The organism is Chitinophaga sp. (assembly GCF_035761305.1).
GTDB lineage: Bacteria > Bacteroidota > Bacteroidia > Chitinophagales > Chitinophagaceae > Chitinophaga.
This window is the reverse complement of record NZ_DASTRI010000001.1, coordinates 19,890-43,152: the sequence shown is the minus strand read 5'-3', so window position 1 is coordinate 43,152 and position 23,263 is coordinate 19,890. Positions and strand designations below refer to the sequence as shown.

Below are 23,263 nucleotides of genomic sequence, written 5' to 3'. Positions count from 1 at the left end.
AAGGGATCAATAATTATCGTTCTGCACCAGGTTGGTGTTGGAAATAATTTCCGACGATGGTATGGGAAATACATTGTAATGCGCATCCGCACCTGCGCCGCCGGCTATGCCTGCTTTCCAGGGCCACAGGTAGCTGCCCGTGGTAAAGCGGTTAAAACGTACCAGGTCCGTACGCCGAAAGCCCTCCCAGTACAGTTCCCGCTGCCTTTCATTAAACACATCCTCAAGGCTAAGGCTGCTTACCACGCCGTTATCATTTTCGTAGGCCCTTTTACGTAACAGGTTAAAATAGGTGAGGGCCGTTGCTTCGCTGCCGCCACCGCCGCGCTTTACCGCCTCTATGTACACCAGGTACATTTCTGCCAGGCGAAACAGGGGAAAGTCTACACTTACCAGCACGCCGTTGGGCGAGTAAGGCGTGGTGCCGTCTGTATTTATATTATTAAACTTGGCAACTCCCAGGCCGGCATTAAAGTTCAGCACATCATTCATTTCCAGTGAGCCCAGGCCAAACATGGCGCGCTTGTCGGTATTGCCGCTGTAATCGCCAAATGCCTGCGGCAGGTTTTTAGTGGCGCGGTTGCCGCTCCAGCCCCCGCCGGGTATGCCTGCTTTGGCATTATCCGCTACATTGGTGCCGTGGCCCGAACATACCAGGAAGGTGGTGCCCCCATAGTTCTGCGAGTGCGTGGCATCATAGGTGATGGGCAGTATCATTTCCGTGTTGCTCACGTTATTATCTGCCATGAAAAGGTTTTTGTAATGCGGCATTAATGTGTAGCCGGCGCCAATCACCTTTTCCGCATAAGTAATGGCCTCTGTATAATGCGCAGTGCCGGTATACACTTCCGCATTCAGGTACATGCGAGCAAGCAGGGCCCAGGCGGCTGCCTGGTCGGCACGGCCATACTCATTGGCGCGGGGCGCTGCCAGCTCCCCGTCAATAGCTTTTAGCTCGGACTCAATGTACGCGAACAGGTCGGCCCGGGAAATCTGCTTCGGGATAAACTTGCCAATAGGGTCCTGGTCGGTAACAAAGGGCGGCTTGCCAAACAGGTCCATCAGCACCCAATACTGGAAAGCGCGTACAAAGCGGGCCTCTGCACGGTAGTGCTTAATATCTTCGGCGTCTTTGCCGCTGATATTGCGGCCGGCCACTTTTTCATCTGTTGACTCACGGATGAACTCATTGCATACGGTAATTGAAAACAGGCAGCGCGAGTACAGCGCGTTAATAAAAATATTGCTGGAGGTCCAGCTGAAGTTATGGAAAGCCTGCAGGTTGGCATCGTTCCAGGCACACTTGGCTTCATCCGTAGTCAGCTCCTGCATATTCCACCAGGCGCGCAGGAAATCCGTGGTGCCGGCGTCTGTAATACCTGCTACATTTATATCAGAGTTGCCCACGCCGGTGCTGCTTACCAGCGAATAGCTGCCGTACACTTTGGCCAGTACCTGCTTATAGCCCAGGGGCGTGGCATATTGTACATCCGCTATATTGGAATTAAGTGGTTTAAGGTCCAGGTCTTTGGTGCAGCCGGTGAACAGTACGGCGCCCATTAACACGGTACACATTATCAAACCGAATGTTTTTTTCATATCCGTGATTTAAAACAGTTAAAACTGAAGGTTTGCGCCCAGGCTGAAAGTACGCGGCCGGGGATAAAGGGCATTGTCAATACCGCCGTATATTTCCGGGTCAATACCTGTGTATTTTGTAATGGTAAACACGTTCTGGCAGGCAGCTGTAACCCGCAGCCCTACCCGGTTGCCGATAATATTGCCAAAGTCGCGGGTAAGGGTAAGGTTATCCATTTTCAGGAAAGAGGCGTTCTGCACAAAGTAGTCCGACTGCTGCTGGCCGTAGTAGAAATTGCTTTTGGTAATTTCAGACAGGGTATTGGCCAGGTAGCCCAGGGTATTGAACATATTGGCCTTGGAAGCGCCGGTGGCCAGGGAATTGTACATATAATTGCCGGTGTTGGCGCGCAGCACGGTGCGCAGCGACCATTTGCCGTAGCTGAACTCCGTGGTAAAGCCGAATATGAATTTGGGAATGGGCGATTTGTAGCGGTACAGGTCACGCTCGTTTATAACGCCGTCGTGGTTCACATCGGCATACACGCCTTCAATGGGTTTGCCGGCGGCATCGTACACCTGGTGGTACACGTAAAACGCATAAGGGCTGTAGCCTACGCTGTGTATCTGCACCGTACCTGCCAGCGACCCGGGATAGGTGGAGTCTTTAGTGGCGGTAAGGTTGGTTATTTTGTTGTTGTTGTATGCCGCATTGAATGCCAGGTACCAGGTAAATTGCTTGTTGGTAACCGGCGTTGCCTCTACCTGTACTTCTATGCCCTTGTTCTCAATATTCCCTACGTTGGTAAGAATGGTGCTGCTAAAGTTAGAGCCGGCCGGTATAGGGATGGTGTTCAGCAGGTCCTTTGTTTTTTTATAGTACACATCCACGCTGCCGCCTATACGGTTACCCAGGAAAGCATAATCTATCCCTGCATTGTAAGTAGCTGTTTGCTCCCATTTAATACCCGCGTCATACGCTGCCGGTGAGCCCATGTTATAATACTTATCTCCAAACTGCACAGCAGATGCGTTATCGCTCAGCGAGTAAACACCCAGGTAGGCGTAGTTATAAATACCATCCTGGTTGCCGGTAACGCCGTAGCTCAGGCGCAGCTTCAGATCACTCAGACTTTTGGCGTTTGCCAGGAATTTTTCCTGGTTCGCACGCCAGGTAAAGGCTACGGAAGGAAAAGTGCCCCAGCGCGTGGAAGGGGAGAAGCGGGAAGAGCCGTCCGTTCGCAGCGATGCCGCCAGTATGTACCGGTTATTGAGCGTATATATTAACCGCCCGTAGTAAGAGATCAGGATGTTCTCGGGCTTGTCCATTGGAAAGGTGGGCACGCTGCCGGGAATGGTATCGCCGTTGGCGCGGAACGACGGGTAATTATAATTGGTAGAAAGGTTATCGTAATACCCGTAACCTGCTGTTACGTTAAAATTACTCTTGATAGCGGGTATGGTTTTATTGTAGTTCAGGAAAAACTCACCCACCTTGTTCTGTATGCGGTTGGCATATTGGTTATGCTGCCCGCTGTCCAGGAAGTTCTGCGCAGCGTAGGCCGGCACGTTTATTTTTCCATCTCCTTTGGCTATATCATAGCCCAGGTTCAGGTTGGCGTGCAGGTCGGGCAGAAAGTGGAATTTGTAGTCGAACTGTATGTTGCCGTAGCTGCGCATAACAGTACTGCGGTTGTTGTACAGGTTCAGCAGGGCCACCGGGTTGCGGGGCGCCAGCTTATTAAGCGTTACATCGCCGGTATTGGGATCTTTGGCATACCACTCATAGTAGCCGCCAAAGGGTGAGCCGGCGGAATAAACCGGTTGTGTGGGATCAAAATACACCGCCGAGCTAATGGCCGCATTGTTGGCAAAGCGGGTTTTATTAACGGCTCCTTTCAGGTTAATATCAATCTTCAGGTGATTATTAAATAACATGGGCGTAAGGGAAAGGCCGCCGCTGATGCGCTGCAGGTTATCTGTTTTCAGAATGCCATCCTGGTTCAGGTACCCGAATGACAGGCGGTAGGGCATATCGGGCAGGCTGCCGGACATGCTCAGGTTATTATCCGTGGTAACACCTGTTTGGTATATTTCCTTTTGCCAGTCGGTATTGGCGCTGCCCATCAGGCTTTTGAAAGGCACATTGCCTACCTGGCCGGTGCCCAGCGAGTCAACCAGCTGCCGGAATTCACCGGCGGTAAGCGCGTCGGCCTTTTTTGCCAGGGCCGATACAGATACCTGGGTAGAGAAGCTGAACTGCGGCCTGCCGGCCACTCCTTTTTTAGTGGTAATAAGTATTACCCCGTTAGAGGCCCTGGAGCCGTAAATGGCAGTGGCAGCAGCGTCTTTAAGCACCGTAAAGCTGGCAATATCATTCGGGTTCACCAGGCTTAAAGGGTTAGAAGCGCCGTAAATGTTCGTATTGGCTACGGGCAGCCCGTCTATTACTATCAGCGGGTCGTTGCTGGCGTTCAGCGAGGCCCCGCCGCGTATGCGTATTACGCTGCCTGCGCCCGGCGATCCGCTGTTGGAGGTAACAGATACGCCGGCTACCTTGCCGGCAATCAGCTGCTCGGGTGTGGTAATAACACCGGTTTGAAAATCTTTTGTGGTTACGGTGGCAATGGAGCCGGTAAGCTCTTTTTTACGCGCCGTACCATAGCCTATCACCACCACATCGCCCAGCGATTGGGTGTTTGGCATTAGTGTAACGGTAATATTATCAGTACCGGCAATGCCCACGGTTTGCGTGTTATAGCCCAGGTAGGATATTACCAGCGTATCGGCCCCGGGCGGCACCTGCAGGGTAAACCGGCCCGTGGTATTGGTGGTGGCGCCGGTAGCGGCGCCCTTTACCTGCACGGTGGCGCCAATAACCGGCGCCTTGGTATTGTCATATACAACCCCGGTAAACGGCCTGTTTTGCGCGCCGGCCGGTTGCAGTACCCCCAGCAATGTTGCCAGGCCAAGCAACAGCTGAACTGTTCGGATCTTGATCATACGGTAAGGTATCATTGTGAAAGAGTGGAATTTGTGGAACCAGGTATAAGCTTATAATGTCAAAAGAAAACCATCCGCAGAAGGCGGCAAATTAATAGCCTTAAAATATAGAAAATAGCAGGGCCTGCCGCGGTGCGGAAAAATATAAGGCACTGCTAACGAAGGCCTTACAAACACATTTAAATAATAATCATATATCTATGCGAGAAAGAAAATCAGGGGCTAAACCGACTTTACGGCCATCACTTTTTTATCAAATTCGTCCTTGGGCACAATGGTGCGGTTGCGGATCCTGGTTTTGTAGGCGTAAATGGTTTTAACGGAATATTCCAGTATCTGGGCTATTTTTTCGTTCTCGGTAATGCCCATGCGCATAAGGGCATAAATACGCAGCTCATTGTTCAGCAGCTCATCGTTCTTCAGCACTACCTGGTCTTCTTCATTAAACAGCTTATTAAATTCCTCCACAAAAGTGGGAAACAGCTTCAGGAACACCTTATCAAAGCTGCGCAGCAGGTCATCCCGCTCGCTGCGCATATTAATATTGTTCAGCACCATACGCAGCTCGTCCGGCTTACGGTCGGCTATCTTTTGATCAATAAGGTTTTTGAACCGCACTATTTTTTCAAAGAATACAGAGCTGATGTTAAAGAAATACCCGATGTACTCTTCTTTTATTTTGTTGGCTTCGAGCAGCCTGGCGTTTACATCCTGCAGCTCGGTGTTCAGGTTTTTCAAGGCTTCGTTGGCCTGGTGCAGTTGCCGATTGGCCAGCTCCAGGCGATTACGGGCTTCGGAAATGGTTTTTTCCGCCCGTTTCAGCTTGTTGTACTGTTTATAAATTACCACTACCAGCAGTCCCAGTACAATAAGCACCAGCGTGGCAATAAGGCCGTAGGTAAGCCACAGCCTGCGCTGCCGCTCAATATAGCTGATTTTTGCGCCCTGTATAATGGGCATGATGGCGCTTACCTGCACTTTACGCTGGCGGGCGCCGTAAAAGCTGGCGTCGTCAATGGCCTTTTCAATGTAAACAGATGCTTTTTCGAAATCGCCCTGCTCATACAGCAGCTGGGCCAGGTTAAAGGTGGCAACGGTTTCTTTGGTAGAGGAGCGGATGTCGGCAATGGCTGCCCTGGCCTGCGCGGCAATGGCGCTTTGCCGGTCTTTATTCAGCACATAAATATAGCTGAGGGTAGAGCTTACAATAGCCAGCTGGTGGTTGGTAAGCGCGGGGCGGGCCAGCAGGGTGTGGAAAAGGGTGAAGGCCTTATCGGCGCTGCCCTGCTTCAGGTGCTTGAGGCCCGCATAGTACAGGCTTTCAAATGAGCCGGCCGGTATGTACACCAGGGCCGAGTCAAAACAGGTATTGCCAAGGGCCTGGTACCTGGCGGTATAATAGCTGTCGCTGTCGTAATCGGCCAGGTCGTGGTAATAGCGGCCCATGAGCGTATAATACTCGGCCCGGATGCTATCTGTATGCTGCCGGGGATGCACATCCTGCAGGTATTCAAAGGCTTCCTTGAACTTGCCGGCCGACAGCAGCACAAAGGCCAGCTTGTTTTTGGAGGCGGCCATACGGGTAGTGTCGTTCATGGCCGTGGCTATGCGCTCCATGGCGCGGGCATAGGTAAAGGCAGAGTCGAACTGGAACACTTTATACTCCTCATACAGCTGCTGTGCGGCATTGTACTGCTGCACCAGGCCGCGGGCAGCGGGGTACAGGGCTTTTAGATGATTGATCCGTTGCAGCTTTTGCCGGTCATAGGCAGCGGTGGCGCGGATGGTTCTGTTCAGCGCCTGCATTAACGTATCGCTGCCGGGGCCGGCAACGGCGGTTACCGGTAACAGCAGCAGAAGTAGGTAGCGGAACCTCATACTGGTATGATTATACGAAACGCCGCGGCCCCCCATTTTGCGCCGGCGGCTAAATGGGCTAAGGTAGGGATTTATTTTTTCCCTGTGCGGCCCTACAGCTGCAGGTCTATTTTATGCGGCTCCTTTACGGCTTTGTAAATAGCGTCAATGATCTTGAGGTCTTTTACCGCTTCTTCGCCATCTACCGGTACGGGCGGTTTTTCGTTTGCCAGTATAATGCCGGCCATAGCATCCATTTGTATGGTTTGGTGGGTTTTGTGCGGTTGGGTAAGCGCACCTTTATGGGTGCGGCCTTTAATAGGCCCGTAACCGGTGGAAGGCTGCATTTCGGCAAAGCCCTTTTCCCCATCCAGGTAAAAGCGGTCCAGGTTGTTCATGTTGTAGGTAGAGAGGCAGGAGGCCACTGCGCCGCTGGGAAAGCCCAGCTGGAACTGTATGGTTTCATCTACCCCTTCCTTAAATTTTTCAGGGTTGGTTTTGGTTTCCTGGGCAGTTACCCATACCGGGTCTTCACCGGTCATATAGCGGGCGCCGTTAATGGCGTAAATGCCAATATCCATCAGTGACCCACCCCCGGCCAGCTCCTTGTTCAGCCGCCATTGCGTGGGGTCGCCGATACTAAAGCCGCACTGTCCCTGGAAGAACAGTATCTTGCCAAACTCCCCGTCTTTACGCATTTGTATCACCTCCAGCGTTTTCGGCTCAAAGTGCATACGGTAGCCTACCAGCAGCTTTACGCCGGCCTTTTTACAGGCATCTACCATCTCCTGCCCCTGTTTGGCGTTTAAGGCCATGGGCTTTTCGCATATTACATGCTTGCCCGCAGCGGCTACCCGCAGCACACCATCGTGGTGCAGGGCGTTGGGCGTGGTAATGTACACTACATCTATATCAGGGTTATTCTTTATTTGGTCGTAAGTATCATAGTTATAGCAGTTCTTTTCAGGAATACCGTATTTGCTTTGCCAGTCCTTCAGCTTGGAGGGGGTACCGCTGACAGCGCCTACCAGCTTTGCGCGCGTACAGTCTTTCATGGCTTCTGCCACCCGGGTGGCATAGCTGCCCAGGCCCATCAATGCTACCCGCAACATTACATCCCCGCCTGGTTTACCAGGTGCGCAGCCCAGGGTGGAAAGCGGGATAAAGGGAATGGTAACGGCCGTTGCGGCCAGCTGCTGTAAAAAGTGGCGACGTGTATTCATAACAGTGATTTTGGGTTTTTAATAAAAAGGATGCTGCATTAATAATACTGAATTTTGCCCGGTTTTTAAGCAGCCGCTGTAGTGCAGGGCAACTATGAAATAAAATAGCTTAACTAACTGGTTATAAGCGGTTCCGGATCAGGCAGGATAATGGTTTACATGAATTATCTTTTTTTATCATACCTTTGCCCTCCCTATCCGCTTTTGAGCCTATGAAAAGATCGCTACTTTTTATCCCAATGTTATTGCTGTTATGCCTTAACGTGGTGGCCCAGAACAAACAGGCCGCTATTGACTCGCTGGAAAACCAATACCAGCGCTGCCTGTCAAAAGGCCAGTATATGTACGGATGCGCGCTGGAATATTACCGCCAGCTGGATAGCATGCTGGACCTGGTGTACCGGCAGCTGTACAGCCGCCTGGACACCAGCCACCGCCAGCGCCTGGCCGTGCAGCAGGTGCAATGGAAAGAAAAAAAGGACGCCTATTTTAAGCTGCTGGACACCCGCGTGGAAAAGCTGCACAAGAAAACCCTGGCCGGGCTTGATGACCGCGCCATTGCTACCGACCATAAAGCAGCTTATATAAAAGACCGCGTAACAGAGCTGATAAGCCGTTACCCCAGTGCCGGCTGAGTTACGGCATGCCTAAGCTTTGCAGCCAGCCGATACATAGTTCCGGCCAGGATTGCAGCACCGGGTCTTTTTTGCCCAGCCCAAACCCATGACCGCCATGGTCGTAAATATGCAGGGTGGCCTTTACCCCGTTTTTCTTCAGGGCTTCATAAAACATAAGGCTGTTCTCAACCGGAACCACCTTATCATCCGTAGCATGCACCAGCATGGTAGGCGGTGTTTGTGCGGTTACCCTTTCATTGGTGCTGAGGGAGTCCGTCATACCAGGCGCAGGATCGGGGCCCAGCAGCATGTTGGTGCTGCCCGCATGTTTATAAGGCGCTTTCATGGTAATAACCGGGTACATGAGTATGGCAAAAGCGGGCCGGGTGCTCCATTTTTCCAGCGCATTGGCAGCCTGCGGGTTGGCGGGTTGCTGCATGGTGGCCAGGCAGGAGGCCAGGTGGCCGCCGGCCGAAAAGCCTATCACCCCTGTTTTTTCCGGGTCAAAACCCCATGCTGCCGCTTTGGATTTTACTATGCGCATAGCGGTAGTTACATCGTTATAGGCCGCGGGATAGCGGGAGCCGGTTTGGGCTTCATCATTCACGCGGTAATGCAGCACAATGGCGTCGTACCCCTTGCTGGTGAAAAAGTCGGCTATCTCCTTTCCTTCATAGGTATCTACCACTACCGCATAGCCGCCGCCCGGGCATATGAGCACTGCCGCGCCGTTCTTGTGCGGCGCGCTGAAATGCTCTATATAAGGCGCATCGGCAATTTTATTCCGCCCGCCAATATGCAGGTCCGGCTGGTTGGGATAGAGGTATATTTTTTCCTGGGCCTGTGCTGCTCCCAGGGAGCATAGTAACGCAACTACTGGTAAAACGTGTTTTATCATAACAAAAAAGGAATTTTTCAAATATGCCTAACCGTGGGTGGCGCGCCGCTTGATCATGCCGCCCTTGGTATCGTTGATATTATGCTGTACAATAAACGCCCTGCTGTCTATCTTTTCAATTTCATCAATGATCCTGTGCACCTCTAAACGGGTAACCACGGTATACACAATATCTATATCGCTGTCTACGCTGCCGCGCTTCCCAAACCCGCTTTTGCCCTTGAACACGGTTACGCCCTTACGCAGCTTTAAGGTAAGGGTTTTACGTATCAGCTCACTTTCCGGCGATATAACGGTAAGGGCTATATATTCCTCAAAACCCTGTATAATAAAATCAACTGTTTTGGAAGCCGACAGGTAGGTGAGCATGGCATACATAGCGGTTTCTATATTTATCAGCACCGCTGCCACGCCAAAGATCAGGATGTTGAAGTACATGATCACCTCACCCATTGACAGCACTGTTTTGCGGTTAATATACAGGGCCAGCACCTCCGTACCATCCAGCACTGCGCCGCCGCGCACGCTCATGCCAATGCCCGCGCCCAGGAAAAACCCGCCGAATATGGCTATCAGCAGCTTATCGCTGGTAATAACCGGCACCTTTAAAAATACCAGCGCCACCGCCAGGCCAACAATAGCCGCCAGCGCCTTAAAAGTAAACAGCAAAGATAACTGGCGGTAGGCCAGCAAAATAAAAGGTATGTTAATAACCACCAGCAGCACGGAAATAGACCAGCCGGTAAGGCGGTTAACGAGCAGCGAAATACCGGTTACCCCGCCATCCAGGAAGCCGTTGGGCAGCAAAAATCCTTTAAGCCCCACTGCGGCCAGTAGTACTCCAATAACAATAAGTATTGCATCCTGCGTGTTATGGATAAGGTTCAGACGCGCCAGGCGCTCTCTTCTGGAAGTAGGCATAAGTGTCAATTACGGATTGTCAATTATGAATTACGGTAGTTACCCTCACATTCGCTCCTGGTGCCGCAGCCATCTTTCCGGTATTTCGTTGTTGCTGGCCAGCAGGTAATCATTATAGGCACAGGGCACAAAATCCTTCCCTGGCAGCTGCATCCACCAGCGGCCGGTTTTTTTACTTTTCAGGAAAACCGTGTCTATATCGCCAAAGGCTATATGAAATTCCCAGAAGGCGTCCCTTTCTTCCAGCAGCGCTTCCTTGTTCTTTACAGCGCGGCCATCCATAAAGTACCACAGCATTTGCGCGATCTGCCGGGCCGTTAGCTGGTCCTTATCGCGGGCGGGCTGGTAGCCGTAAATACCGTAGGAGCTCAGCTGGCTGCTCATGCCGGCGTAGCGGGACAGGGCACAGGCTTCTTCTCCGCTGAAGCCGTTGGGCGACAGGCTGTTGGCCGGCGCATCGGTATGTTTGATGATATTAATGTCCAGGCTGAAAAGATCGGTGTTGCGCAGCACGGGCTCCGCTTCCTCCAGGTTCTCGCGCACTTTGCCCAGGCGGAAACAGTCGAACCGCAGCTTATCCAGCGTTTCTAACATACGCGGGTGCACGAAATAGCTCTGGAAACCGAGATGATTATAATGTTTAATGTAGTTGGGCTGCTCCGTAAGCATATCCATCAAAAAGCCGGTGGCGGGCACAAGGCTTTCTTCCTGCAGGTCTATCATAGCATCGGCAACGGTAGCCTCCACAATGTATTCATGGCCGGCATAGGCTTTATATTGTGCATAGGTAAGATCGTGCGAACCGCCTAATATGATCACCGGTTTTTGCAGCTGCAGCAGCTCGCCCAGCACGGTGCGCAGGGCGGCATAGGTATCGCCCAGGCTTACGCCCTGCTGCAGGTTGCCCAGGTCGGCTATCTTTACGTCCTTGTGCCAGTAGTACAGGCGGTAAAATTCGCTGCGTATCACATCCGGCGCATCGGTGCTTTTTTTACCAGGGCCATTGCCCCGGTTTTCTCCTACGCCCAGCAGAATAATATCCGCAGCTTCCAGGTCGGGCAGCTGTTCATCTTCAAATAAATCCGTAATGCCGCCTATTTGCGCGGCATCATATTCCTGGTCTTCGTTCAGGGAGGCTTTGGAAAGGGGTTGTAAAAAATCCTGCAGGTGCGTAAAGTCTGCCATTATAATTCAATGATTTGTTTGCCGGCAAACCTACAACAAGATTTTAAAAAGCGCGCAGCTTTTAGGAGGGCGATTTTAACAGCGGGTTATAACGCTGCAATCACGACGTGGTACAGCCTTATAGCTGTAACAACCGCCGTAAGCGTGCCGGCTATATTTTACGGCAGGAGCAGCGGGCCGCATGCTTACGAACATATGGCACGCCTGCCCGGCATAACATGTCCATTACGGTAACAACCGCATGATTGGATTTATCTAAAGTGGAAGGGGGGAGAAACGGGTTAGTGTAAGCAGGTTTGGTAATCTAAAAACAAGGGCGCACGGGAAAATGCCGGCAGCACATTGTTAAACGCCGCACGGGGCAAACCGGATCAGTTCTTGTGAATTACAAATTCAAAAGCGCGCTGTGTTTTCCTGGCAAATACTTTTTCCAGCACGGTACGTTTGCTGGTAACCCGGCTTTTGTTACAATCAGCTACTTCCATTACCGCGCACAGGTAATCCATGGTTTCTACTACAGACAGCATTTCGCTGATCTGCTTAACTGCAAACTGGATCTGCTGCTCGCTATACCGCTCTTCATGCAATAAGATCAGTAAGTCCCTTTCTACAGGTTTCATTGAAAAATAAGTTTGACGTTCCCTATAATTTTTACAACCCGGGTTTTCAATAAAAGAGGATAGGTTCAGATCTGTGCTCTAAGGTAAGGTGCTCTTTACTTGCGTAATGAAACCGTGATCAATGCATGTGTTTCTTGTTCATAGTTGGGCAACCGCAATCATTCTTCTTAAATACGCTGCACCCCTGCAGTACCAGACTCCCACATAAAAAAAAGATCAACAGCCATTTTATTTGTTTCATACGAAATATAACTAGCTTCTTTTATAATCCTATCGTAAAAGAGTTTACCTTTTCTTAACAATACACCTACTGTAAATTACGCTAAATTCGCAAAAAATTTTAAATTATTTGTCCACAAGCTACGCATCAAAAAAAATACTGGTAGTACCGCTTGACTGGGGCCTTGGACATGCTACCCGCGACATTCCCCTCATTTACGAAATATTAAACGCCGGCTGCGACGTAGTTATTGCGGCTGAGGGAAAACATGCCGCCCTGCTGCAGCAGGAGTTTCCGCAGCTTACCATACTGCCGCTGCCCGGCTACCGTATACAGTATGCCAAAAAAGGCTGGTTCTTTGGCTGGAAGATAATACAGCAGATCCCTAAAATATTGCGGTCGGTGCGCTATGAGCAGCAATGGCTGCAGGATGTGGTAAAAACCCATGGTATTCAGGGAGTTATTTCCGATAACCGCTTTGGATTGTACCACCCCGGTATTCCCTGTGTGTTTATTTCCCACCAGCTGCTCATCAAAACCCCTTTCGGAGGATTTACAGAGCGCTTGCTGCAAAAGCTCAACTATAAGTATATACGCCGCTACGGGGCCTGCTGGGTGCCCGACTTTGCAGGGGATAATAACCTCTCCGGCATACTGGGCCATCCGGGCAAATTGCCGCCCAATACCACCTACATCGGCTGCCTGAGCCGCTTTAAGCCCAGGGAAAACGTAGCCCGGCTATACGATTTGCTGGTACTTATTTCCGGCCCCGAGCCGCAGCGCTCCAACCTGGAAAAGCTGATCCTGGAACAGATTAAGGAGCTGCCCATCCGCGCCCTTATTGTAAGCGGCCGGCCCGATGCGCCACAACGGCAGCAAATTACCCCCAACGTACTGCAGGTGAACCACCTGAACGCGCAGGAGCTCAACGACGCCATGTTGGCATCCGGGATGGTGTTGAGCCGCAGCGGCTACACCACCCTTATGGACCTGGCCAAGCTAAATAAAAAAGCCATACTGGTGCCCACTCCGGGGCAATCGGAGCAGGAATACCTGGGAACATACCTGATGGAAAAGGGATATTTTTACAGCCTACCACAGGAAAAGTTTAACCTGGCCAAAGCCCTGGAGGGCGCGGCCGCATTCCCCTTCCGCTCTTTCCAGCATGAGCAGGATATGGAGCAGTACAAAAATGTAGTAAAAGCGTTTCTCAGGGAAAAGTAAAGCAATGGGCAGATATGCAAATGGGCAGATGAAAATGCAGCGAAATATGCATACAGCGTGCATTACGCACATTACACGCCGCTTTAAAAATACTTCATCCATTAATCAAATCAATCCATCTAAACACCGCCTCAATAGCACCTTGCCCACATCTGCATATCCGCACATCTTCACACTTTCTTCGTTTCCGCACCAACATAAATCCTCCCTTCCACCACCGCTACGGGGCGTTTCAGGAAAGTGTACTCCTGCAGTATCAGTTTGCGGTAATCATCTTCCGTAAGCGTTTTCTCATGCAGGCCCATAGGACGGTACTTTTGGCTGCGGCGGCTAAACAACGCCTCATAGCTGCCGGCCAGCCGCGCCATTTCATCCAGCTGGGCCGGGGTAATCGGTTCCGTTTTAATATCCTGCAATACAAATCCCTTTTGCTGCACGCCTGTTTCCGCGATAATTTTTTTGCAGGTAGAGCAGGTAGATAAATGGTATAATTTCTTCATGTTTATCCAGGTATAATTCCTCATCAAACATACATATGCCGTAAAAACTTTCAAACTTTAAACCCCTAACTTTGCACATTACTCAAATTCACGTAGGTTTAGCGCATGCAAAAGAAACTGTTTTTACTGGATGCTATGGCACTCATTTACCGTGCCTATTATGCCCTTATCAGGAACCCAAGGTTAACCACCTCCGGCCGTAATACCAACGCGCAGTTTGGCTTTACCACCACCCTGCTGGACCTGATCAACAAAGAAAAGCCTACGCACATGGCCGTAGCATTTGATACCGCTGCGCCCACCGAACGCCATACCTCTTTTGAAGCATACAAGGCCAACCGGCAGGAAGCGCCCGAAGATCTTACAGAAGCCCTGCCGGACATCAAGCGTATTATCGACGGTTTTAATATACCCGTTATTGAGGTAGACGGCTATGAGGCCGATGATGTAATCGGCACCCTGGCCTGGCAGGCCGCCAACGCCGGGTACCAGGTATATATGGTTACGCCGGATAAGGATTACGGGCAGCTGGTAAAGGAAAACGTGTTCATTTACAAGCCGCCGTACATGGGCAATAAAGAGGAGATCATGGGCCCGAAAGAAGTTTGCACCAAGTGGCAGATCAGCGATGTGCACCAGGTAATAGACATACTGGGCCTCATGGGCGATGCGGTGGATAATATCCCCGGCATTGCGGGCATCGGGGAAAAAACCGCTATGAAGCTGCTGTCGCAATACCACTCCGTGGAAAATGTGCTGGCCAATGCAGATAACATTGGCGGTAAAATGGGCGAGAAGATCAAAGCCGGCGCGGAAGCTGCGCTGATGTCAAAACAGCTGGCTACCATTATCACCGATGTACCGGTTACTTTCCATGAAGAGGACTTTTGCATTAAAGAACCCAACAGGGAAGCTCTTACCACCATTTTTACAGAGCTGGAATTTAAAACACTGGGCAAGCGCATACTGGGCGATACCTTTGCCTCTGCCAACTCAGAAGCGCCCCTGCCCGCAAAGCCGCAGCAAACAGACCTGTTTGGGAATATTGTAGAAGATACCGCCACCCTGGCCGCACGTGAGCAAGCGCCGGACACCGGCATTAACGTGCTGCTGGCCGACCGCCATATTGAAAACACCCCGCACACCTACCACCTTGCAGATACGCCGGAGAAAAGAGCGGAGCTGATTGCCCTGCTGCAGCAGCAAACAGAAATCTGCTTTGATACAGAAACCACCGGCACCGATGCCAATGCCGTGGAAATGGTAGGCATGAGCTTTGCCTGCTGCAAAAGCGAAGCCTGGTATGTACCTGTACCGGCCGACCAGCAGGCTACCAGGGCCATACTGGAAACCTTTCGCCCGGTATTTGAAAATGAGCAGCTCACCTTTGTAGGGCAAAACATTAAGTACGATATGATTGTGCTTAAGTGGTATGGCATTGATATTAAAGGCCCCATCTTTGATACCATGCTGGCCCATTACCTGATAGAGCCGGAAGGCCGCCGCAGCATGGATTTGCTGGCAGCCCAGTACCTCCAGTACATGCCCGTTTCCATAGAAACCCTTATTGGCAAAAAAGGCAAGAACCAGGGCAATATGCGCGATGTGGAGCTGGAAAAAATAAAGGAATACGCCGCGGAAGATGCCGACATTACCCTGCAGCTGAAAGAAAAATTTACGCCCCTGCTCACGCAGAAAAGTGTGGCCAGGGTTTTTTATGAGGTAGAAAACCCGCTGGTACGCGTGCTTACCGATATGGAGTACGAAGGCATTGCGGTGGACACACAGGCCCTGGCCGACTACTCCCGTGAGCTGGAAGGCGAAATAAAAAGGGCAGAGGAAAGCGTGTACCAGCAGGCCGGCGTACGCTTTAACCTGGCATCGCCCCGGCAGCTGGGCGAAGTGCTGTTTGAAAAGCTGCAGCTCGACCCCAAAGCTAAAAAAACCCGCACCGGCCAGTATGCCACCGGCGAAGATGTGCTGGCCAAACTGTCGAACAAGCACCAGATAGTGGAAGACATCCTGATTTTCCGGGAGCTGAGCAAGCTTAAATCCACTTACGTTGATGCATTGCCGTTAATGATCAACAAACGCACCAACCGTATACACACCTCTTATAACCAGGCAGTGGCTGTAACCGGGCGTTTAAGCTCCAACAACCCCAACCTGCAGAACATTCCTATTCGTACAGACCGTGGCCGTGAGGTGCGCAAAGCCTTTGTGCCGCGCAATGAGGAATATGTGCTGCTTTCTGCCGACTACTCGCAGATTGAGCTGCGCATTATTGCCGCCATTAGTGAAGATAAGCAGATGATGGAGGCCTTCCAGAAAGGGCTTGACATTCACGCTGCTACCGCCGCCAAGGTATATGGCGTGGAAATGGACGCGGTAACGCCCCAGATGCGCCGCAACGCCAAGAGTGTGAACTTTGGCATTATTTACGGCGTTAGCGCCTTTGGCCTTTCAGAAAACCTGGGCATTCCCCGCTCAGAAGCCAAAACGCTTATTGATAACTACTTTACGCAATACCCCGCCATTAAGGAGTATATGGATAAGCAGATACGTTTTGCGCAGCAGAACGGTTACGTACAAACGCTGCTGGGCCGCAAACGGTGGTTAAAGGATATTAACTCGTCCAATGCGGTAGTGCGTGGCTATGCAGAGCGCAACGCTATTAACATGCCCATACAGGGCACTGCCGCCGATATGATAAAGCTGGCCATGATAACCGTGCACAAAACCTTTCAGCAGCACAACCTGAAATCAAAAATGCTGCTGCAGGTGCACGATGAGCTGGTATTTGACGCCCACCGCGATGAGGTGGAAACTATTAAGCCGCTTATACTGGAGGGCATGCGCAACGCCCTGCCCCTGGCCGTACCTATTGAAGCGGAAATAGGTGCCGGCAACAACTGGCTGGAAGCGCATTAGTCAATTACGAATTGTTTAATTACGATCCCGCAAAACGGGACATTTTTCATAAGCGCGGAACACCCAATGCTCCGCGCTTATGGAATGGCAATTGATAAATTATAATTTCGGTTTGCGCCGGCTGTTGCCTGCCAGGCTATTTGCACCTCCTTCGTAATTACCTATGGTAAGCACAATTGACCAATTCTTCCCGCTGCACCTATTCATAATTTGTAATTAAACAATTCGTAATTGACCCCTTTCTCCCCATTCCATCCGCTGCATTCCAATCCGTAATCCGTAATTGAATAATTCGTAATTACCCTTGTATTTCCCGATTTCGTTTACTAGCTTTCGTACATGATCCAAACATCACGTTTACAGCTATTACCTTGCTCCCTGCAGTACTTTGAAGCGCTGCTGCAGGGCAATGATGTTTTGGCCGACCTGCTGGGCATTGATATCCCCGAACACTGGACAGAGTTCCCCGAAGTAGTGCTGGTAGCCTATGATAAACTCCGTAACGACCCCTCTATGCTGGGCTGGTTTTTTTACCTGGTAATACACCGGGCCGACCGCCGGCTTATTGGCGCAGGCGGCTTTAAAGACCGGCCGGATAAAAACGGCCTGGTGGAAATAGGCTATGAAATAATTCCCAGCTACCGCGAGCAGGGCTATGGTACCGAAATGGCCGCCGCCCTTATCCGCTTTGCCTTTAGCCACTCCTATGTGCAAAAAGTGGTAGCCCATACGGAAGAGGAGTACAATGCCTCTGTAAAAATCCTTCAGAAAGCCGGGATGCAGTTTGCCGGCGAAGTGTCCGACAAGGAAAATGAACAGCTGTGGCAATGGGCCATCACAAGAGAACAGTATAACGCCCGCTGGGAAAAGAACGAACTGGAAAGCCGTTCCTGAGCCCTTTTCCCGCTCATCCATCTTTTATATACCGCATTCCCTTCATTCACTTATATTTGGCACCTTATAAACAGCTCCTGCTTATAATGGAACCAACCGTCATTATTGGGGGCTTACGGCGAATACTTATACCTCACCGTTATTATTGAACAATTGAACGAGCAAACAACAAAACAAACTTGTAACCGTATGAAAAAATGGATTGTGTGCATTGCACTATTCTCCAGCACCACGGTGCTGGCACAAAACACCAATACAAACAAAGAAGGCAGCCATTACCAATTTACCACTATCAAAAACCTGGATGCCTATGATGTGCAAAACCAGGGCATGACCGGCACCTGCTGGTCTTTTTCCGGCATCTCCTTTTTTGAGTCGGAGCTGCTGCGCAACGGCAAAGGTGAAGGCCTTAACCTGAGCGAGATGTATGTAGTACGCAAAATGTACCCCCTGAAAGCCGATAACTATGTACGCATGCACGGTAAAGCCAACTTTGGCGAAGGCGGCGGCTTCCCCGACGACCTGCTGTGCCTGCGCAAATATGGCCTGGTACCGCAGTCGGTGTACGACGGTAACCGCGTTAAAATGTACAACCACTCCGAAATGGAAAGCCTGCTGGAAGGCATGCTAAAAACCATTGCCAATAAAGAAACCACCATTAATCCCAGCTGGCACAAAGCTTTTGAAGGAGTGCTCAACAGCTATATGGGCGATGCGCCGGAAACCTTTGAATACAAAGGCAAAACCTATACCCCGCAGTCCTTTGCCAAAGAGCTTGGCCTGAATGCAGACGATTATGTGATTGTAACTTCCTTTACCCACCACCCTTACTATCAGCAGTTTGTGCTGGAAGTACCGGATAACTGGAACTGGGAAAAGGTGTATAACGTACCCCTGGAAGATATGATCAGCATTGCGGAAAACGCCATCACCACCGGCTATACCGTAGCCTGGGCAGCGGATGTAAGTGAAAAGTATTTCAGCTTCCCCAACGGCCTGGCCGTAGTGCCGGAAAAAGACTGGAGCGATATGACGCCTGAGGAACGTAAGCAGCTGTTTGAAGAACCGGGCAAGGAAAAAACCATTACCCCTGAAGTACGCCAGCAGGCTTTTGATAACTACGAAACCCAGGACGATCACGGTATGCACCTGGTTGGCCTGGTAAAAGACCAGAACGGCAATAAATATTTCCGTGTAAAGAACTCCTGGGGCACCGGCAATTTTGACCAGGGCTACTTTTACGCCTCTGTGCCTTACTTTGCCTACAAAACCACCAACATACTGGTAAATAAAAAGGCCATCCCTGCGGACATTGCCAAAAAAATGGGCATTAAATAAACCTGCAGGCAATGCGTTTATACATTTAACCAAATGCAAAAGGGGAGCGCTGTTCATCACAGCATTCCCCTTTTGCATGATATGTTGTTTTCACTTTTCGTTCAGTTCCTGTTAGCCTTTCTCCTGTCGCCTCTTTTTTCCAGTTACCCGCCGCCTCAACTTTTACATTCTACATTTTACATTTATTATTTTACATTTTACATTCCCATCACTGCTTCCCTTCCAGCCTTTGCGTGTACTGGTAAGTACCCAGGCGCAGCTTTACCGGCACATGTATTTGCTTTTCCAGCAGCCACTCCTGTTTACAGAACACGCCAAAGTGCTGCTGGTAATAGGTGCCTGGCGCCATTGCGGAAACGGGTGTTATCATATAGGCCGGTAATGGCATACGCTTAACCGTATCTGCCCGCTGCGCGGGCAGCTGCAGGCTTTGTGCGCCGGCCACAGTAGCCGGCAGCAGCAACAATATCCATATGGTATTACGCAGCAGCTTCACTGGTGTAAAATGTTATCCTATCAGCTCCAGGCTGCCGGCGCCTTCGCGTATTACTTCCGGCTCCGGCCCGGTACAATCAATTACGGTAGAGAAGGTAACGCCGCCCATTCCGCCATCCACTACAATATCTACTATTTTACCGAATTTTTCATGGATGATCTCCGGGTCCGTATATTCTTCCACGTAGTGCTCAACCGGCAGGGAGGTGCTCATTACCGGGTTGCCCAGCTCCTTTACAATGGTACGGCAAATGTTGTTATCGGGCACGCGTATGCCTACGGTATCTTTTTTTGTTTTCAGCATTTTAGGCACCTGTTTGCTGGCCGGCAAAATAAAGGTGTAAGGGCCCGGCAGCGCTTTTTTTAACATGCGGAACACCGGCGTATCTACACTTTTGGCGTAATCCGACAGGTGGCTGAGATCATAGCAGATAAAGGAAAAATGCGCCTTTTTAGGATCTATTCCCTTAATACGGCAAATGCGTTCTATAGCTTTGGGCTGTGAAATATCGCATCCCATGCCATATACCGTATCAGTCGGATAAATAATGATGCCGCCCCCGCGCAGGCATTCCACAATGGTTTTCACATGACGCGGATTGGGATTTTCCAGGTGTAATTGCAGTAACATAGCGCCGGTTATTTGATGATGAATGACCTTCTGCCTCAAAGGTAGTACCATTTCCTAAACTAAATTTTATATAACTTTCCGCCCGATTTTTCTCTAAACCCACCTGGATGGAATTAAAAGGTATTGTACCCAGAACATGGAAAAAACTGAAACGTATACTGCTGATCCTGTTTATTGCACATTTCGTTTACCTCGTTATGTTACGTTGGGTCAATCCGCCAATTACCCTCACCATGATCTCCAGCTGGGTTAGCCTTTGGGGTACCGATAAGCACTTTCATAAAACCTGGGCCGATGCGGAAGATATTTCCCAGTATGCCCGGCTGGCCGTTATTGCCAGCGAAGACCAGCTGTTCCCTGATCATGATGGGTTCGACTTCAAGTCCATTGAAAAGGCGATGAAGCATAACCAGAAAAGCAAAAAAATCCGGGGAGCCAGCACCATCAGCCAGCAGGTAGCCAAGAACGTGTTTTTATGGCAGGGCCGCAGCTGGCTGCGCAAGGGCCTGGAAGTGTATTTTACTTTTATGATAGAAAAGATCTGGGGTAAAAAACGCATCCTGGAAATGTATATGAACGTAGCCCAAACCGGCGATGGCATTTTTGGTTTTGAAGCGGCTGCCCGGGCTTACTACCACCGCTCCGCCGCTTCCCTGAACCGCGAGCAGGCCGCCATGATAACCGCCTGCCTGCCCAATCCTGTAAAGTACACGGTAAACCCGCCTGCACGCATTACCAGCTGGCGCCAGCGCCGCATACTGGTGCAAATGCGCAACCTCTCCACCGATCCGGATGTTGTGGCGCTGATTACGGATAAAAAAAATGTAAAACACTAAATGCAAAATGTAAAAGTACGGGGCAGTGTTTAATAGCAAATACGAGTAAGACTGTTAAACACCGGTAATACGTATTACACACCGCATTACTACTTTTACATTTTACATTTAAAATTTTACATTTTACATTCCATCAACCGGTTCACCGCGGCCATGGCGCCCGCTTCCCGCTCGGCGTAGCTGCCGCGTATATCCGCCCACGGTACGCCGCTGTTCACAACAATATCGCGGTATATCCGGTAAAAATATTCCCGCATCTGCGGGTCGGGGTATTCCCGCTGCGGGTCGTTTTCCCAGGGAATATCTATATAGGTAAGTAAATACAGGTCGTAACGGCGGGCCGCAATCTGTGCCAGTATCTGCGGATCGCACTGCCCGTACTTATGCTCGCTCCATACCTTTATCACATACAAGTCTGTATCACAAATCAGCAGCCGGCGGGCCTGCTGCGCCTTTTCATCTTCCAGCTGCAGCTGCCCGCGGGCAATCTGCAATAAGTCTGCCTGCTCATAGGGGCGGTTAAGCCCGTCAATATATGCCCGTGCATATTCCGGCACCCACACGGTGTTGTAATGTGCCGCCAGCTTTTCGCTCAGCGTGCTTTTGCCGGTTGACTCCGGCCCCAGTACCACTATCTTATACATGCAGGGGATTTTTTTGCTGTGCCTCCCAGATTTTCTTCCAGGTAAAATAACCCATTACCGCCACTATAAACAGAAAAATAGTGAGCAGGGCAGTAGGGTACAGCTTTTTATGAAACAGCAGCGGCACCGCCACCAGGTTGGAAACATTCAGTACAATCCAGTTCTCTATTTTCCGCTGGGCCAGCAGCCACATGCCTGCGCAGGCCGTAGCAGATACAAAAGCATCTATCAGCGGCACGTCCGAATTGGAAAAGTTCTTCAGGAGCACATAAAACAGGCCCCATCCCAGCAGCGCTATCAGCGCCGTTATCAGCCATTCCCGCCGCGTAGCCCAGGCCACTTCGGTGGTATGCTGCTGCGCGTCTTTATGGGCCCAGTGGTACCAGCCATACACGCTCATCACAAAGTAATAGGCATTCAGCGTAGCCTCTGCATACAGGCGAAACTGTTCACGGGATAACAGGTACACGTATATGCCGGTGCTTACCAGCCCGGTAGGGTATAGCCAAATGCTGTTCTGTTTACTGCATACCACACTGATGGCGCCAAACAGCGCAGCAATAATTTCCAGCCAGCTCATGGCATGAATGCCATCCAGCAGGCTTTGGTATATGGCCTGAAAATTCATGGTGCAAAAGTAACATTGTGGCAATAAAAAAGCACAGTCACTAAGACTGTGCTCCTTTTAACACTATCATTCTTCTCAACTATGGCTTATTATTCTGCTTCCGCCACTACTTCCTTAACCTCAGGTATCATGCGTTTCATCATGCCTTCAATACCTGCCTTTAAGGTGATCATGGAAGATGGGCAGCCGGAGCAGGACCCCTGCAGCATCAGCTTTACCGTGCCTTCGTGGTAGTCCTTGAACTGTATGGCGCCGCCGTCCATTTCAACAGCCGGCTTCACATAATTCTCCAGTAATTCCTTGATACGTTTTACCACGTCACTGTCATCAGCACTTACTTCATTGCTGGCCGAAGTTTTGGTTACCGCTATTTCCTCCTCGTTAATGATGGGGCGGTTATCTTCCAGGTATTCCTTCAGGAACGCCTTAATGGAAGGTATTACATCCATCCAGTCGGTTTCAGGAGTTTTGGTAAGGGTAATAAAATTGGCCATTATAAATACCCCGCGTATAAACGGGAAGCTGAACAGTTCCACAGCCAGGGGAGAGGGTTTTGCGCTGGCCTCATCAGGGAAATCAATGCTTTTGCCGGGGTACAGCAGCTTGTTGGCCACAAACTTCATTGTTTCCGGGTTGGGCGTCATTTCCGTATAAATGCTGATGATGGGATTACCTGTTTTTATCATTTTTTAACCTTATTTAACAGTACAAAGGTAGCAACTTTCAGGCAGAAAGTGGGAGCGCTGCTCCGGATATTTCATTGATTTTTACAATAGCGTTATAGGCAAAAGGTTATATTCGTATAGAATAGTCAGCGCAGGTTCCTTAAATCCATCGTGGTATTACAAAAACGGGCATTCCTTCCGGCTGCCCCGGTGCGCCGGCAAGCTCAGCCTGCCGGCTGTTGTATGCAAACAGCGGCGCCTGCCTGTTAAGGCAATAGCGGCTGGGATATTTCGGCCCGGATGTGAATAACCGCACATGCGCGGTCAACGCAATAGCTATTGCAGTAGGTACCGG

At 50.4% G+C, this 23,263-nt stretch carries 20 protein-coding genes; 6 read left to right on the top strand and 14 right to left on the bottom strand.

The genetic code is table 11. From position 1 onward, the window contains the following. Nucleotides 1-6: 6 nt before the first annotated feature. From VFS25_RS00150 to VFS25_RS00135, 4 genes are all read right to left on the bottom strand, one after another. On the bottom strand, nt 7-1,599 hold the full coding sequence (locus VFS25_RS00150) for a RagB/SusD family nutrient uptake outer membrane protein (protein ID WP_326460077.1): 1,593 nt from the start codon (nt 1,597-1,599) through the stop codon (nt 7-9). Between the two features lie 18 nt (nt 1,600-1,617). Then, nucleotides 1,618-4,581: a TonB-dependent receptor gene (locus VFS25_RS00145; RefSeq protein WP_326460076.1), complete on the bottom strand. Its 2,964-nt coding sequence runs from the start codon at nt 4,579-4,581 to the stop codon at nt 1,618-1,620. 222 nt (nt 4,582-4,803) lie between these two features. Further along, the gene (locus VFS25_RS00140; RefSeq protein ID WP_326460075.1) at nt 4,804-6,459 is read right to left on the bottom strand and encodes a DUF6377 domain-containing protein; all 1,656 of its coding nucleotides are present in this window, start codon (nt 6,457-6,459) and stop codon (nt 4,804-4,806) included. Nucleotides 6,460-6,551: 92 nt separating this feature from the next. Beyond that, nucleotides 6,552-7,661, bottom strand: a complete 1,110-nt coding sequence (locus VFS25_RS00135) for a Gfo/Idh/MocA family oxidoreductase (RefSeq protein ID WP_326460074.1) — start codon at nt 7,659-7,661, stop codon at nt 6,552-6,554. 239 nt (nt 7,662-7,900) lie between these two features. On the opposite strand from VFS25_RS00135, the gene VFS25_RS00130 reads away from it, so the two are divergent. After that, nucleotides 7,901-8,296 (top strand): lysozyme inhibitor LprI family protein, encoded by a 396-nt coding sequence (locus VFS25_RS00130; RefSeq protein WP_326460073.1) that lies wholly within the window; start codon nt 7,901-7,903, stop codon nt 8,294-8,296. A 1-nt stretch (nt 8,297) separates the two neighbouring features. Here the strand turns inward: VFS25_RS00130 and VFS25_RS00125 are convergent, their stop codons facing one another. The 4 genes from VFS25_RS00125 to VFS25_RS00110 all read right to left on the bottom strand — a co-directional run bounded on the left by VFS25_RS00125 (nt 8,298) and on the right by VFS25_RS00110 (nt 11,902). Next, complete coding sequence (locus VFS25_RS00125; protein ID WP_326460072.1) at nt 8,298-9,176, bottom strand: alpha/beta hydrolase; 879 nt, start codon at nt 9,174-9,176, stop codon at nt 8,298-8,300. Between the two features lie 27 nt (nt 9,177-9,203). Beyond that, complete coding sequence (locus VFS25_RS00120) at nt 9,204-10,097, bottom strand: YitT family protein (RefSeq protein ID WP_326460071.1); 894 nt, start codon at nt 10,095-10,097, stop codon at nt 9,204-9,206. Nucleotides 10,098-10,142: 45 nt separating this feature from the next. Further along, nucleotides 10,143-11,282: a formimidoylglutamase gene (locus VFS25_RS00115; protein WP_326460070.1), complete on the bottom strand. Its 1,140-nt coding sequence runs from the start codon at nt 11,280-11,282 to the stop codon at nt 10,143-10,145. A gap of 371 nt (nt 11,283-11,653) precedes the next feature. Continuing rightward, nucleotides 11,654-11,902 carry a hypothetical protein gene (locus tag VFS25_RS00110; RefSeq protein ID WP_326460069.1) on the bottom strand — a complete coding sequence of 83 codons (249 nt, stop codon included), beginning with the start codon at nt 11,900-11,902 and terminating at the stop codon, nt 11,654-11,656. A 349-nt stretch (nt 11,903-12,251) separates the two neighbouring features. On the opposite strand from VFS25_RS00110, the gene VFS25_RS00105 reads away from it, so the two are divergent. Then, nucleotides 12,252-13,346 carry a glycosyltransferase gene (locus tag VFS25_RS00105; protein ID WP_326460068.1) on the top strand — a complete coding sequence of 365 codons (1,095 nt, stop codon included), beginning with the start codon at nt 12,252-12,254 and terminating at the stop codon, nt 13,344-13,346. Between the two features lie 170 nt (nt 13,347-13,516). Here the strand turns inward: VFS25_RS00105 and VFS25_RS00100 are convergent, their stop codons facing one another. Next, entirely contained in the window at nt 13,517-13,846 is a 330-nt protein-coding gene (locus VFS25_RS00100) for an arsenate reductase family protein (protein ID WP_326460067.1), read from the bottom strand. A 105-nt stretch (nt 13,847-13,951) separates the two neighbouring features. Between VFS25_RS00100 and polA the strand changes: the two genes are divergently transcribed. The 3 genes from polA (at nt 13,952) to VFS25_RS00085 (ending at nt 19,009) form a co-directional block, all read left to right on the top strand. After that, nucleotides 13,952-16,777, top strand: a complete 2,826-nt coding sequence (gene polA / locus VFS25_RS00095; RefSeq protein ID WP_326460066.1) for a DNA polymerase I — start codon at nt 13,952-13,954, stop codon at nt 16,775-16,777. Between the two features lie 339 nt (nt 16,778-17,116). Continuing rightward, nucleotides 17,117-17,671, top strand: a complete 555-nt coding sequence (locus VFS25_RS00090) for a GNAT family N-acetyltransferase (RefSeq protein WP_326460065.1) — start codon at nt 17,117-17,119, stop codon at nt 17,669-17,671. A gap of 189 nt (nt 17,672-17,860) precedes the next feature. Beyond that, the gene (locus VFS25_RS00085; RefSeq protein ID WP_326460064.1) at nt 17,861-19,009 is read left to right on the top strand and encodes an aminopeptidase C; all 1,149 of its coding nucleotides are present in this window, start codon (nt 17,861-17,863) and stop codon (nt 19,007-19,009) included. Between the two features lie 208 nt (nt 19,010-19,217). On the opposite strand, the gene VFS25_RS00080 is transcribed toward VFS25_RS00085, so the two are convergent. Together VFS25_RS00080 and VFS25_RS00075 are read right to left on the bottom strand one after the other, a co-directional pair. After that, on the bottom strand, nt 19,218-19,505 hold the full coding sequence (locus VFS25_RS00080; RefSeq protein WP_326460063.1) for a hypothetical protein: 288 nt from the start codon (nt 19,503-19,505) through the stop codon (nt 19,218-19,220). 12 nt (nt 19,506-19,517) lie between these two features. Then, nucleotides 19,518-20,135 (bottom strand): L-threonylcarbamoyladenylate synthase, encoded by a 618-nt coding sequence (locus tag VFS25_RS00075; protein ID WP_326460062.1) that lies wholly within the window; start codon nt 20,133-20,135, stop codon nt 19,518-19,520. Nucleotides 20,136-20,242: 107 nt separating this feature from the next. Between VFS25_RS00075 and mtgA the strand changes: the two genes are divergently transcribed. Next, nucleotides 20,243-20,971, top strand: a complete 729-nt coding sequence (mtgA, locus tag VFS25_RS00070) for a monofunctional biosynthetic peptidoglycan transglycosylase (RefSeq protein WP_326460061.1) — start codon at nt 20,243-20,245, stop codon at nt 20,969-20,971. A 116-nt stretch (nt 20,972-21,087) separates the two neighbouring features. Here mtgA and VFS25_RS00065 read toward each other — a convergent pair whose 3' ends face one another. The 3 genes from VFS25_RS00065 to VFS25_RS00055 all read right to left on the bottom strand — a co-directional run bounded on the left by VFS25_RS00065 (nt 21,088) and on the right by VFS25_RS00055 (nt 22,929). Further along, nucleotides 21,088-21,615: an ATP-binding protein gene (locus VFS25_RS00065; protein WP_326460060.1), complete on the bottom strand. Its 528-nt coding sequence runs from the start codon at nt 21,613-21,615 to the stop codon at nt 21,088-21,090. After that, nucleotides 21,608-22,243 carry a nicotinamide riboside transporter PnuC gene (pnuC, locus tag VFS25_RS00060; RefSeq protein ID WP_326460059.1) on the bottom strand — a complete coding sequence of 212 codons (636 nt, stop codon included), beginning with the start codon at nt 22,241-22,243 and terminating at the stop codon, nt 21,608-21,610. The genes VFS25_RS00065 and pnuC overlap by 8 nt, the downstream gene beginning before the upstream one ends. A gap of 89 nt (nt 22,244-22,332) precedes the next feature. Next, the gene (locus tag VFS25_RS00055) at nt 22,333-22,929 is read right to left on the bottom strand and encodes a NifU family protein (RefSeq protein ID WP_326460058.1); all 597 of its coding nucleotides are present in this window, start codon (nt 22,927-22,929) and stop codon (nt 22,333-22,335) included. Nucleotides 22,930-23,263 lie beyond the last annotated feature (334 nt).